7 protein-coding genes are annotated in these 14,273 nt (G+C 33.8%); 5 read left to right on the top strand and 2 right to left on the bottom strand.

From position 1 onward, the window contains the following. Positions 1 to 70: 70 nt before the first annotated feature. Complete coding sequence (locus tag A4F88_RS03205) at positions 71 to 1,336, bottom strand: sensor histidine kinase (RefSeq protein WP_068841072.1); 1,266 nt, start codon at positions 1,334 to 1,336, stop codon at positions 71 to 73. After that, positions 1,329 to 2,006, bottom strand: a complete 678-nt coding sequence (locus A4F88_RS03200; protein ID WP_068841071.1) for a response regulator transcription factor — start codon at positions 2,004 to 2,006, stop codon at positions 1,329 to 1,331. The genes A4F88_RS03205 and A4F88_RS03200 overlap by 8 nt, the downstream gene beginning before the upstream one ends. A gap of 652 nt (positions 2,007 to 2,658) precedes the next feature. Here A4F88_RS03200 and A4F88_RS03195 point away from each other — a divergent pair. The 5 genes from A4F88_RS03195 to A4F88_RS03175 all read left to right on the top strand — a co-directional run bounded on the left by A4F88_RS03195 (position 2,659) and on the right by A4F88_RS03175 (position 14,267). After that, entirely contained in the window at positions 2,659 to 3,486 is an 828-nt protein-coding gene (locus A4F88_RS03195; RefSeq protein WP_068841070.1) for a phosphatase PAP2 family protein, read from the top strand. Then, positions 3,473 to 4,990, top strand: coding sequence for a phosphoethanolamine--lipid A transferase EptA (gene eptA / locus A4F88_RS03190; protein ID WP_068841069.1), 1,518 nt, complete (start codon positions 3,473 to 3,475; stop codon positions 4,988 to 4,990). The genes A4F88_RS03195 and eptA overlap by 14 nt, the downstream gene beginning before the upstream one ends. An 857-nt stretch (positions 4,991 to 5,847) precedes the next feature. Continuing rightward, positions 5,848 to 9,027, top strand: a complete 3,180-nt coding sequence (locus A4F88_RS03185; RefSeq protein WP_068841068.1) for a SusC/RagA family TonB-linked outer membrane protein — start codon at positions 5,848 to 5,850, stop codon at positions 9,025 to 9,027. 12 nt (positions 9,028 to 9,039) lie between these two features. Continuing rightward, complete coding sequence (locus A4F88_RS03180) at positions 9,040 to 10,464, top strand: SusD/RagB family nutrient-binding outer membrane lipoprotein (protein ID WP_068841067.1); 1,425 nt, start codon at positions 9,040 to 9,042, stop codon at positions 10,462 to 10,464. 425 nt (positions 10,465 to 10,889) lie between these two features. Next, a complete protein-coding gene (locus A4F88_RS03175) occupies positions 10,890 to 14,267 on the top strand; it encodes a SusC/RagA family TonB-linked outer membrane protein (protein WP_068841066.1) in 3,378 nt (1,125 codons plus the stop codon). Positions 14,268 to 14,273 lie beyond the last annotated feature (6 nt).

Genomic DNA, 14,273 nt, shown 5'->3' with positions numbered 1-14,273 from the left:
TACTATTTTTTTAATTGATAAAAAACGTAGTACAAAGATCAAATGCGAATCTGTAGGAAGTTTGAATTTCTTAAAATTTGACGCTAAAAATGTGGAAATTATTATCGAAAGAATAGCTTATTTCCCAGTGATTAAGTTCTGTGATTTTTTTAATGATTGCCAGACCAAGCCCATTTCCCTGAGAAGAAGGATTGGTTTTGGAAAAACGGTTAAAGAGCTTTTCAATCTTTAGAGGTGTAGTCTGACCATTGTTTGAAAATATTAATTCATTCTCTAAAGTTTTAATGATAATCTGCCCGTCTTTTTCATTATGGCGAATCGCATTTAAAAACAAATTATTAATCAATACCTCTGTGAGTGCCGAATTTCCGTTAATCGTTAAAGTAGCAGTAAAGTCTGTTATAATAGTCAGGTTCTTGGCATTAGCCTGTTCTGTAAAAAAGTCCAGATGCTTGTTAATATAATCATTAAGAACAATGGTATTTTTTTCGAGAAAACTCTCATTGTCAATTTTAGAGAGTAGCAACAGGTTTTTATTAAGTCTGTTAAGTCTTGAAACATCGGTATTTAAAGATGAAACCAGTTCAGACTGTTCTTTGTTCAGGTTTAACTGAGTGAGTGTATCAATTTTTGTCTGAAACAAAGCTAAAGGAGTCTGAAGCTCATGCGCAGCGTTTTCAACAAATTCTCTCTGACTTTTATAGATGGCTGTGTTTTTTTCGATAAGCCTTTCTAAGCTTTTATTAAGACGATCAAATTCATCAATATCTGTTGGAATAAAATGTGGCGGTTTGTTTTTGTCAATTTCAAAATCTTCAATCTGATTGAGTGTATTATAAAACGGACTCCAAATCTTAGCAGCAGTTGCTTTTGAGATCCAGATAATTCCAATCAAAAGCATAATAATGATAAACAAAAACATGCCGGCAATGCTAAAAACCATTCCCTCCATTTCCAGCAGGTTGATTTTTTCGGTATACGTATATTTTTTCCCATTTATGGTTACAGGCGCATAGAGTACACGAAAAGGTTCTCTTTCTTTTGCAATCGAATCATACAGCATTTTCCCCACTATAGAATCATTGTCAACGCCCATATCCGATACGATTGTTACTTCATGGTTGTATTTGTTCCATAAGTCAATATCGGTTTGCGAAAAATTTTTATGACTTTCTTTGATAAAAGCACCTTTATGAAAATGAAGCACTTCATCAGTTTCATAAATATAGAGATGTTGACAGATAAAATAGAATAGGGGTGCTGCTATCAATAAAATAATGATAGAGTAAGCCAGAAAGCTGTTGGTAGTTTTATGAAGCAGTTTTTTATTATTCATTTTCCCATTTATATCCCAAACCGTAAACTGTTTTAATATAATCACCGCTTCCTGCCTGAGAGAGTTTCTTTTTTAGGTTTTTGATATGTGCATAAATAAAATCATGATTATCAAGCATATCTGCCATATCTCCGGAAAGATGTTCTGCAATCGCTGATTTGGATAATACCTTATTTTCATTCCCAATTAAAAAAAGAAGCAAATCCAGTTCTTTTTTAGTCAGATCTAATTTAGTGTTATTTACTACTACAGATTTAGAGAGTATATCAATAACAATTTCATTAAAAGTAATATTGTTATTTCCTTTAAAATTTTTACGGCGTATCAATGCCTGCATTCGAACCAGAAGTTCAGATAAATGAAAAGGTTTAGTCAGGAAATCATCTGCTCCAAGATTAAATCCTTCAAGGCGTGTTTCGAGTGTTTCTTTAGCAGAAATTACAATTACACCATCAGTTTTATTTTTTCTTTTGAGTTCTCTTAGTATATCAAATCCATCGCCATCAGGCAGCATTAAATCCAGAAGTATGCAATCGTAATCGTAAGAATCAATTTTACTCAGTGCCAAATTATAGTTTTCGGCCATTTCGCATTGAACTCCGTTGGTTCTAAAATAGTTTTTGATGCTTTGAGCAATTTCCAGCTCATCTTCTATTATTAAAATTTTCATGCTGCAAGTTTATACCTAAATTTTGAAGAAAAGTTGAATCCGCAATGATTTGTATTTATTTTCTAGTAAAGTCTAAAGTTATGATTTAAGCATAAAGATAGAAATATTTTATTTCCTATAGTCAGGTTTAAGCTTTTGTAAACAATCTCCTTTTTTAACATTTATGGCATAGAGATTGATAAGAGATTGATTTTTTAACGATAGTCCTGACAGTAATTTTTTTGTTTTATTAAATAAAAATAAATCATAATGATAAATATAAAATATACTTTTTAATGATGCCTTTATACAATATTTGTAATTCGCTGATATGGAGTTTGATAAGATATAAAGAAGTATTTCTGAGAAAAAAATACACAAATAAATATAAATTCTAAATTTCTTCTAAATTGACCAATTACTTTACCTTTTATTAAAGAGCCAGACATGAACAGTAAAAAGAGATTAGCTAAACTTGCAGCCGACAAATTTTATGCATTATTAACAGTTTTGCCCAAAAGATGGATAGGTTCCTAAGCCAATAAAAAAAACTTATTGCTGCATTTAGATCGTCCTTCGTCATTGTTTTTTAGGTTAATGAAAGAGCACCATTTTAAGCTGTCAATGGTTTGAGGACCAAATTAATGTATAAAAATATCTATAAAAAATCAGAATGAATACAAGTGTTATTAATAATTGTTCGAGAATTAAACCTTTTTTACTTTTTTTACCCCTGTTTTTCTTAATTGCCATTGTTTTATTTTTATATAGTAAAGGTGCTTTGTGTGCTGATAAATATGTACAAATTCAAAAAGACAGTTTCTTTTACATTAATCATCATTTAGGACAATATCCAAATCTGGAATACAATCTGACCCAATTTGGAGATGCTCTGGTTTTTTCTTCTTTTTTAAGCATTTTGGTTGTATATGCCCCTAAAGTATGGGAATCTTTACTATCAGCATTATTAGTTTCTCTTCTTTTTTCATGTCCGCTAAAAAATATATTTGCAGTTCCAAGACCAGCTGCAGTATTTGATAATAATAGTTTTTTCATTGTAGGAAAAGCAGTATGTGGTCACAATAGTTTACCTTCCGGTCATTCCATAACGATTTTTGCAACACTTACGATTTTAATGTTTGCTTTTATGCCTAAAGATTTAAAATTTAAAATATTATGGATTTTTGGAACCATCATTATAGGATACATTCTGGCTTTTACAAGAGTAGGTGTAGGTGCGCACTATCCGCTTGATGTAATAACAGGCAGTATTATTGGATATATCTCCGGAATTTTGGGTATTTTTATCAGCCGAAAATATAGAATCTGGAGCTGGATTAATAATAAAAAATACTATCCCGTTTTGATTTTATTATTTGCGGTTTCATGTATTTTGTTAATCTGCAGAATAATTAATGATAATTTGATCATCTTTTATTTAGCATTTATTAGTTTAGCCTTTTCATTATATAAAATTACTAGTCTTTATGTTAAAAAATAATTTAAAAATAACTCATTTTGTTTTATTAATGAGTATTTTAAACTTTCTGTTCTTTCACTTACCGTTTTATACTTACGTCTTTAATAATGTCGATTATAAAAGTCTGAGTGGTATCGTATTGATTATAAGTTTAGTAGTTTTAATGCTGGTTTTAAATGCTTTTGTTTTTTACCTCATATTTACTCTCTCGCGTTATGTTGGTAAATTTTTACTGGTGTTATTCTTCATGATCAATGCCATTGCGGTTTACTTTATTAATACCTATAGTGTTATCATAGATGAAAGTATGATTGGTAATATTCTTAATACCAATTATGAAGAGTCCAGCAATTTTTTCTCGATTAAGTTAATTCTATACATTATTTTCCTTGGGATTCTTCCGAGTATCTATATTATTAAAGTGAAAATAATAAATGAAACGCTGAAGAAATTTTTCACCATTTCTTCGATCACTTTGGTATTTATTGCTGTTTTAGTATTTGCCAATGCAACGAATTGGCTGTGGATTGATAAAAACTCAAAACAATTAGGAGGTCTTGCAATGCCGTGGTCATATTCTGTAAATGTTTCGCTTTTTTATATTCATAAATTCAAAAAGAACGAAAAAGAAATTTTATTGCCAAATGCTGTAATAAAAGACAATCAAAAATCAGTTGTTGTTTTAGTGATTGGAGAATCAGCAAGAAGACAAAATTTCTCTTTATATGGCTATAAGAAAAACACAAATCCATTGCTTTCTAAAACAGAGAATTTGTTTCATTTTAATGCCACTTCCTGTGCTACCTATACTACTGCAGGTGTAAAATGTATTTTAGAACATACCAATAGTGATGATTTATATGAAATATTACCTAATTATTTGTATCGAAATAATGTAGAGGTTATCTGGAGAACAAGCAATTGGGGAGAACCTCCGGTACATATCGAAAAGTATCAGAACAGAGATGTTTTAAAGAAAGATTGTAAAGAAGATTGTGATTATGACGAAGTTTTATTGACCGGACTAAAAGAACAGATATTAGCCAGCAAGAAAAATAAAATATTGATTGTATTACATACCAGTACCAGTCATGGTCCAACATACAGCAAAAAATACCCGCCAAGATTTGAAACTTTTAAACCTGTTTGTAATAGTGTCGAATTAGGAAAATGTTCTCAGACAGAACTTCTTAATGCATATGATAATACTATTGTTTACACAGATTATATTCTGCACAATGTAATTGAAGATTTAAAACAGCTAAAAGAGTATAAAAGTACTATGATTTTTGTTTCGGATCATGGAGAATCTTTAGGAGAAAAAAATCTATACATGCATGGAGTACCAATGAGTTTTGCGCCTAAAGAACAATATGAAATACCTTTTATCGTATGGGTATCTGATAATTCGAAACAACTTAAGCCAAATAAAGAATTGTCTCAAAACCATGTATTTCATAGCGTTTTAAATTTCTTAAACATTCAAAGTCCGGTTTATAATGAACAATTAAACATTTATAAATAATCAGGATTTTTGTAAACACTTGAAACCCTTAGTCCACTAGAAGAATAATAATATATGTTTATAGCATATACTTTTAATCTTTCGTATGATTAATTAATTGATTTTTTTTTTGAATACTTACACAGAAAAGGAATGAACATTGTTCATTCCTTTTTTTTTTACTTTAAGAAATAAAATCTTACTGCTCTAATCTTCAAATACAATTTCTAAAATCTAATTTGGATATACTAATTATCGAGTGATAGTCCCGTTTCTTTTGCCATTACTCAAATTTATAAATTGTTAAAATTTGCAATTTAAGATCTTCTGTTTAATAAAAATCTTACACAAGAGGGAAAATAGAAATAACGGTTAACTTTCTTATTTGTAATGTTTTAAAGTTTTACTAAAATTTTAATTAACATTTTTTTTTCAAAAAAAACATTTAAAATTTTGGAGTTCGTTTTTTTAATATACTTTTGTTCTATCAAATTAGTAGAATTTAAAATTAGTTAATACAAAAACACTAAAGACTATCCAATATATTTCATTTTAAACAAGTACGAACCATTAGGTTATTTATAACTCCAGGTTACATTGTTAAAAATCCTTCAGTCTTTAATTCATATAAATTTTTAATAAAATAAGCACATCCTTGAATTACAGGGAGGTATAATCTTGTGTTAAGATCAATTTAAATAATAGTAATCCAAAATAAAAAAAAATGAAAAAACGAATGTGTTGCAGATGATAATAAAAAACCATTTCTGTTGCAGCAGAAATGGCGAAGCTTAAAGAAATTGTACATCTCTGTAAGGAAAGTGAAAGAGGAGTAAATCCGTCTTCGTTTGCCTTACTTATTAAACTAAAACAAAGTAATGAAAAAAAAATTAAATAGATATATATCGGTATGTATTTTGTTGATTTCCATAGGTATTAAGGCTCAGGAGACTAAACCGTTAATACAGTCCAAACTAGAAGGAACAGTAATCGATGCTGTTACAAAAGAACCGGTTATAGGGGCTTCGATAAACATTAAAGGTACTACACACGGTGCTGTAACTGATTTTGACGGAAAGTTTTATTTCCAAACAGGACAAAAGTTTCCTTATACATTAATCGTAAGTTTTCTGGGCTATAAAAAAGCAGAAATCGTAGTAAATTCAAACCCGGTTACGATTAGTCTTTCTGAAGAACAAAATGCGTTATCAGAAGTTGTAGTTACTGCACTGGGTATTACCAAAGAAAAGAAATCTTTGGGATATACTACTCAGGCATTAAAAGGCAAAGAGCTTTCGGATACCAAAGAAACCAACTTTTTAAATAGTCTTAGCGGTAAAGTGGCAGGAGTACGTATCACCAATTCGCAGGGAGATATGGGTTCTTCCCGTATTATCATTCGTGGTGAAACGTCTATATCCGGAAATAACCAGCCTTTATTTGTGGTAGACGGAGTTCCGGTAGATAACTCACAATTAGGGAGTGTTGGTGGAGCTACCCGTGATTTCAGAAATGCAGTTGCCGATTTAAATCCGCAGGATATTGAAACATTAACGGTGCTTAAAGGCCCTAATGCTGCTGCTCTTTACGGATCGCGTGCTGCACATGGAGTTGTTCTGATCACTACAAAATCAGGAAAAGGTCAACAAGGACTGGGAATAACAGTTAATTCCGGTATTACACTTTCTCAGGTTGCTACATTGCCAAGCTTCCAGAATTCATTTGGACAAGGATCAAACGGAAAGTTTAGTTATGTAGATGGTAAAGGAGGCGGAATTAATGATGGAGTTGATGAAAGCTGGGGACCTAAACTTGATGGACGTCTTATTCCTCAATTTTATTCAAATGGAGTAGCAGTACCTTTTGTAGCACATCCTGATAATGTAAAAAACTTCTTTAATACGGGTCTTACTTATGACAACAGTGTTTCGATAGCTAAATCAGATGAGAAATCAGATTTTCGTTTAGGAGTAAACAATCAAAAACAATTAGGAACAGTACCTAACAGTGAAATTAACAAAACAAACTTTAGTATTAATACAAACTACCAAATATCGAAAAGCATAAAAGTGGGTGTAACAGGAAACTATATTGTTACAACTGCTCCAACTTTGCCAGGTGGACCATCAGGTAACCGTGCTGCTGGTGTAATGCTTCAGTTTCTTTGGTTCGGACGTCAGGTAGATACGGATCAGCTTAGAAATAACAGAGATGTTAACTGGAACAATAGTTATTATAGTAATCCATATTGGAATGCTTATTACAATACGACAAGTCAGCAACGTAACCGTTTTATAGGAGATATTCATTTAGAAGCAAAAATTATCGATGGGCTTCTTTTCAAATTCCGCACCGGAGTTGATTATTATAATGATCGCAGAAAATACCAGATTAAATATGGTACAAACGGAACTCCTTTTGGATCATATGCTGAAGATGCTTATACAGTAGACGAAAGAAATACAGAAGGTATCCTGCAATATACTAAAAAAGTGAACGATGATTTTAGTGTAGATGCTCTTGCCGGATTCAACGTTCGTAACCATAGCGATGCAAACAATTATCAAAAAGCACCACGTCTAGCGGTACCTGATTTATATACATTGACCAATTCGAGAGATCCGTTAACATCATCGAATTTATTCTCAGAATTAAAAGTATACAGTGCATATGCTTCAGCACAATTAGGATATAAAAATTATGCGTTTTTAAACGTTACCGGACGTAATGACTGGTCATCGACATTGCCAAGCAGTAACCGTTCTTATTTTTACCCTTCTATTAGTGGTAGTTTAGTATTGTCTGATGCTTTAAATTTGAAAAGCAATACACTTGACTTTTTAAAGTTACGTGGTGGTTGGTCTGAAGTAGGTAACGATGCAGATCCGTATCAATTGGCAACAGTTTACGATTTTCAAACTGCATTCGACGGAAATCCAATTCAAACTTCTTCTAAAAAGAAACTGAATGAGAACCTGAAACCGGAAACAACCCGCTCTACAGAGTTGGGTCTGGAATCTTCTTTCTGGAAAAACAGATTGCATCTTGATCTTGCTTATTATAACACCAATAGTTTTGACCAGATTCTGGAAATCAAAACAACTACTGCGAGCGGTTATAATTCGCAATTAATCAATGCAGGTAAAATAAACAACCATGGTATAGAAGTTCAATTGGACGGAACTCCAGTTCAGACTCAGAACTTTAGATGGAACGTGGGTGTAAATTACTCAAAGAACACTAGTAAAGTTGATGTTTTAGATTATGAAAAACAAATTCAAAACTATACAATTGCTACTTCAGGAGGTGTTGATGTACTGGCATCTGTAGGACAGGCTTATGGTGCACTTTATGGTACAGCTTATTTGCGTGACGCCAATGGAAATATTGTAGTAGGAGCAAATGGTTTACCACAGGCAGATCCGCAAAAGAAAGTATTAGGACATTATACTCCGGATTTTTTAGGCGGTATTACCAACACATTAACCTATAAAAATCTTGAACTTTCATTTCTTGTTGATGCCCGTGTAGGTGGAGAACTTTTTTCAGGAACCAACAGAACAGGTAATTATACAGGTGTATTAGCGCAAACACTTCCGGGTCGTGATGCTGCAAATGGAGGATTAAGTTATTATTTGGCAGGAACAACAAAAACATTATTAAATGGCGGAACTGCCCCAAGCGGAGCTGTGGTATATGATGACGGAATGATCTTTAAAGGAGTATATGCTGATGGAACTCCAAATACTTCAGTACTTAGTGCTCAGGAATATTACAAAGCATCATACAATATTAGTGAAGCTTATATCTACAGTTCAACTTTTGTAAAACTAAGAGAAGTAAAATTAGCTTACAATTTCAATAAAGCATTTGCTAAAAAGCTAGGTTTTCAAGGCGCAAGTATCACTGCGGTAGGTCGTAACTTGTTCTTTATCTACAAAGACGTACCTAATATTGATCCTGAATCGGCTTTCAATACCGGAAACGGACAAGGATTGGAAAGTTTGGCATTGCCAACTACCAGAAGCTTTAGCCTTAATGTTAATCTTAAATTTTAAAAACACGAAATCATGCTAAAAAAACTAGCCTATATAACGCTGTTTGCAGTATCATTGGTCTCTTGCAGCGACAGTCTGGATGATGTTAATAAAAATCCAAATGCAACCGAAACACCATTAGCCCCTTATTTGTTAACAGGATCTTTAAAACAGGGTGCTGATTTATATTGGGGTTCAGATAATAACTTTAATTCATCTTTGTTATTTGTTCAGCATTGGGCTAAAATCCAATATACGGAACCGGACAGATACGATGTATCGAATACTTCATTTGCTTCTTTGTGGAATACTGGTTATGCCACTCTGATTACAGATTTGAATACTATTATAAAATTTCCGGATCAACAGGCAAATTCAAATTATAAAGGAATTGCACTAACGCTGCGTTCATGGACATTTTTATTGCTGACAGATGCTTATGGAAGCATTCCTTATAAAGAAGCAGGTCAAAAAGTAACACCGGCATACAACACTCAAAAAGAAGTCTACACAGGATTACTGGAAGATTTAAAACAAGCTCAGTCTTTACTGGGGACAGCAAATGGTGCCGTAACAGGTGACCTGGTTTATAAAGGAGACATTGCAAAATGGAAAAAACTGGTAAATTCACTTCGTTTACGTATAGCATTGAGAATTTCAGACAGAGAACCTGCTTTAGCTAAGCAGGCTGCTATTGATGCCACAAGCGATGCCGGAGGATTAATTAGTAATAATGCTGAAATTTTTAAGTTTACTTATATCAGTTCACCTCAGCAAAATCCTGCATCGGCATGGTTTGAAACCCGAGATGATTTTCGTATTTCAAAAACAATGGTGGATAAATTAAATGAGTTGTCTGATCCGCGTTTACCTGTTTATGCGCAGTTACCAACAGATGCAACTGTAGGGAAATATGTTGGTGGAGCTAATGGATTATCAAACAGTGACGCCAATAGCCAGGGGTTTGCAAAAACATCAAAACCGGGGACTTACTTCCTGACTTCGACATCTCCGGCGGTTATTGTTTCTTATTCTGAAACACTTTTCAATCTTGCTGAAGCGGTAGCTCGTGGTTATATTGCAGGAGATGCAGAACAACTTTATAAAAGTGCTATTACAGCATCGTTCAATCAATTTGGTATTACAGATGCAACAGCTATTTCTAATTATCTGAATCAGGCAACTGTGAAATATGATGCAACCAATTATGCCAAATCGATAGGGACACAAAAATGGATTGCCTTTTTCGGACAAGGTCTTGACGCTTTCACAGAGTGGAGAAGGTTAGACTATCCGGTATTAAAAGCAGGTCCGGCTACAGTTTTGAACGGACAAATACCTTCACGTTTCTTTTATCCGGGTACAGAGCAGTCATTAAACGGTACCAGTTATCAGGCTGCAGTATCTGCTCAGGGAAAAGATTTGCTAACTACAAAACTATGGTTTGATGCAAAATAAGACAGATTTTAATCTGCATTTGCTATCCAGCTAAACTGATTTACTGAGAATAGAATTTTTTAGACCAGGCCCTGCATCAATAATTTGATGCAGGGCTTTTTTTTGTTTATACGGAGTAAAACGCTTCAACTAATCCCACCTGTACCTTAAAATAAATTTGAAAAGCTTGCTGATCGGTGAGTTTTAAAATATTATGTATTCTGTATTTTTATTTTTACATTTTTTCAATAATGTCATTTTTTTATGATAAAAAAGAAATAAAATATATTAGTGAGATTTTTTTATCCCTAAAAACGTATTTTTTTATCCCTTCTGAGAACCATTATTAATCAATTTTGCAGCACAAATTAAGAATCAGTTGAACCAAAACGGAACAGTGATTTTCAAAAACTAACTATTGATTAACCAAAAATCAGAAACCAAAAATGACAAATTTTATTAGGATTAAAAAAAGTCCTAATGGTGTATCTGGATTTAATTTGAAAAAGAAAATGATCATATTTTGTGTATTATTTTCTTTATCTCAGGTCCATGGATATGCTATTAGTTCTAAGAGTACCACAAAACCACAAAATGTACAACAGCACAAAAACATTCAGGGACAGGTCAATGATGAAAATGGTTTACCGCTGCCAGGCGTAACTGTTTTAGAAAAAGGAAGTAAAAATGCCGCCTTAACAGATTTTGACGGAAAGTTTACTTTAAAAGTAGAAAACGAAAATGCAGTATTAGTATTTTCTTTTTTGGGGTATACCAATACTGAAGTTTCCATAAAAGGAAAGTCAGTTGTAAACGTGAAAATGCAAAGAGCAACAGCTTCATTAGACGAGGTAGTTGTAGTAGGGTATGGTAAAATGAAGAAAAAGGATTTAACAGGAGCCATCGTTCAGGTAACACCCGACAGATTAGCAAACCAGAATCCGCAGACCGTTCAGGATATATTGAGAGGTACTCCTGGATTAAGTGTCGGTTATGACCCTTCTGCAAAAGGAGGAGGAAGAATGCAAATTCGTGGACAAGGTTCTGTTTATGATCCCAGAAAAGAAGGCGTACACAGTTCACCACTTATTATTTTAGACGGAATGCAATTCTATGGTGAGCTTTCAGAAATTAATCCTGATGATATTGGACAGATCGATATTTTAAAAGATGCATCGGCAGCATCTGTATATGGTGCGAAAGCAGCAGCAGGGGTTATTATTATTTCGACCAAAAAGGGTAAAACCGGAAAACCTATGGTTAGTTTTACTACCAATACAACCATTAGCAATAAAAGTGCCTACCGTGGTGTATATTCTCCGGAAGGATATTTAAAATATCGTGAAGACTGGGAAACTGCTCAAACATATGGTGTTAATACAACAACGGGACAATACGAAGCATGGATATCAGGAACCGTTGCCAATGGAAAACCAGGATATTTCTCAAATCCTAATGATTTATCCAAATGGGGTATTACCGAAGCGCAATGGTTAGCGTATCAGCCAGTTTCACAAACAACAGGAAAAAGCTCGAAAGAAGTATGGGGAACGCGTTTAGGATTGAATTTTGATCCTTCACTGATGGCTAATTTCCTTGCAGATAAAACACACGATTGGAGTAATAGCTCTTTTAGAACGGGAATTAATCATGATTATAATTTAAGTGTTTCCGGAGCAAGCGACAAAGTAAATTATTATGTGTCTTTTGGTTATTTGAATTCACAAGGAGCTATTGTGGGGAACGATTATAAATCAGTTCGTTCAAATATGAAACTTGATGCTAAAATTACAGATTGGCTTGACTTTGGTGCAAACGTTAATTTTCAGGATCGTTCAGATGGAGATATTACTCCCTCTTTAGATACACGTTCGGGGTTTAACAACATGATGAGAACCAGTCCTTTTGGAACCTTTATAGATGCAAATGGCAACTATGAGAGACAACCGATGGGGAAAAATGTTTCCGGACAAAACTACAACTATTACTACGAACGCCAATATATGGAGAAAGAGACTGGATACACCATATTGAATAGTATTTTCAATGCAAAAGTAACGCTGCCTTTGGGTATTACTTATTCGTTTAACATCTCTCCTCGTTATCAGTTTTATCATGATCGCTATTTCAGATCAACACAAAACCCCAATTGGCCGGCAGCTACTACCGGGGCAAATAGAAATAACTCCACGAATTTTGATTACAACCTGAATAATACATTAACCTGGGATTATACCATTGCTGAAAAACACCACATCGTAGCAACTTTTGTTCAGGAAGCTGAAGAACGTCGTTATTGGTCAGATGGAATGAATGCCTATAATATTCAGCCTTCAGATGCTTTAGGGTTTCACAATGTTGCTACGGCAACAATGGCCAATAGCGAGCTTAGATCAAAAGACACACATGAAACAGCAGATGGATTGATGGCAAGACTTTTCTACTCATATGACAATCGTTATATGCTGACAGCTACTGTTCGTCGTGATGGATATTCGGCATTTGGAGCTTCAAACCCTTACGCAACTTTCCCTTCTTTTGGAGTAGCATGGAACTTTAAAAATGAAAGCTGGTTCAATTGGGATGCGATGTCTACAGGTAAATTACGTTTGTCGTGGGGTGAAAATGGAAACAGATCGCTTGATGATCCGTACATTTCTTTGGCAAACTTAGTTAATACCGGAACAATGGGATATTTAGATCCTTCAGGAAAAGCTCTTGAGATTAAGTATTTATCACTTGATCGTATGGCAAATCCAAATCTGGTATGGGAAAAAACAGCCTCAACCAATATTGGTCTTGACTTAGGTTTCTTAAAAGATCGTATTACTGCCAGTGTAGATGTTTACAGAAAAAATACCCATGATATGATTATGAGTCAGGCATTACCTGGTTTTACTGGGTTTTCATCCATTGCAACCAATCTGGGAGAGGTACAAAATCAAGGTTTTGAGTTGAGTGTTAATACAGTTAATATGAGAAAACCAAATTTTGAATGGCGTACTACATTTGGAATATCGTATAACCAAAATAAAATTGTTTCATTATACGGCAACATGGTAGATGTTAAAGATGCTAATGGCAATGTTATTGGAAAAAAAGAAGGTGATGATTCAGCGAATGGATGGTTTATAGGAAAACCAATTTCTCAAATCTGGGATTATAAAATAACTGGAATCTGGCAAAAAGACGAATGGAAAGAAGCTCAAAAATATGGACAGCGTCCCGGAGATCCAAAAGTAGAAAATAGCTATACAGCAGATGATGTAGATGCGGTAGGAGCAGATGGTGTTCCTTATAAAAAAGCAGTTTATAATGAAAAAGACAAGCAGTTTTTAGGAACTTCGAGTCCTCCTGTACAGTGGTCGCTGCGTAATGATTTTAAGATTTATAGAAATTGGGATTTAGGCATCAGTATGTATTCTTATATGGGACACAAATCACTTGATTCCAATTATATGAATACTTTCAACGATTCCAGTTTGTATAAATTCAACTTCAATCCTTATGTAAATCCATATTGGACACTTGATAATCCAACCAATGACTGGGCACGTCTTGATGCTAAAGGACCTGCTGGAACTCCGGTTGCACCGGGAAAATTGTATGATCGCAGTTTTATTCGTCTGGACAACATTTCGGTGGCTTATACGCTTCCCAAAGATCTTTTAGATCGCGCACATATTAAAAGTATAAAAATTTACGCTTCAGTTCAAAACGTAGCGACATGGTCTGCTTCTAAAGAATGGAAATACTATGGAGATCCGGAAACAGGAGGATTGGCTACTCGACAGTTTAATTTAGGTTTTAATTTCCAACTTTAATAATTA

Origin of the sequence: Flavobacterium chilense (assembly GCF_001602525.1) — a bacterium.
GTDB lineage: Bacteria > Bacteroidota > Bacteroidia > Flavobacteriales > Flavobacteriaceae > Flavobacterium > Flavobacterium chilense.
This window is presented reverse-complemented; position numbering and strand designations above follow the sequence as displayed.

Coding starts and splice junctions, on each gene's coding strand:
- A4F88_RS03185 (WP_068841068.1), top strand. CDS start 5,848: ATGAAAAAAAAATTAAATAGATATATATCGGTATGTATTTTGTTGATT.
- A4F88_RS03180 (WP_068841067.1), top strand. CDS start 9,040: ATGCTAAAAAAACTAGCCTATATAACGCTGTTTGCAGTATCATTGGTC.
- A4F88_RS03195 (WP_068841070.1), top strand. CDS start 2,659: ATGAATACAAGTGTTATTAATAATTGTTCGAGAATTAAACCTTTTTTA.
- A4F88_RS03200 (WP_068841071.1), bottom strand. CDS start 2,006: ATGAAAATTTTAATAATAGAAGATGAGCTGGAAATTGCTCAAAGCATC.
- eptA (WP_068841069.1), top strand. CDS start 3,473: ATGTTAAAAAATAATTTAAAAATAACTCATTTTGTTTTATTAATGAGT.
- A4F88_RS03205 (WP_068841072.1), bottom strand. CDS start 1,336: ATGAATAATAAAAAACTGCTTCATAAAACTACCAACAGCTTTCTGGCT.
- A4F88_RS03175 (WP_068841066.1), top strand. CDS start 10,890: ATGACAAATTTTATTAGGATTAAAAAAAGTCCTAATGGTGTATCTGGA.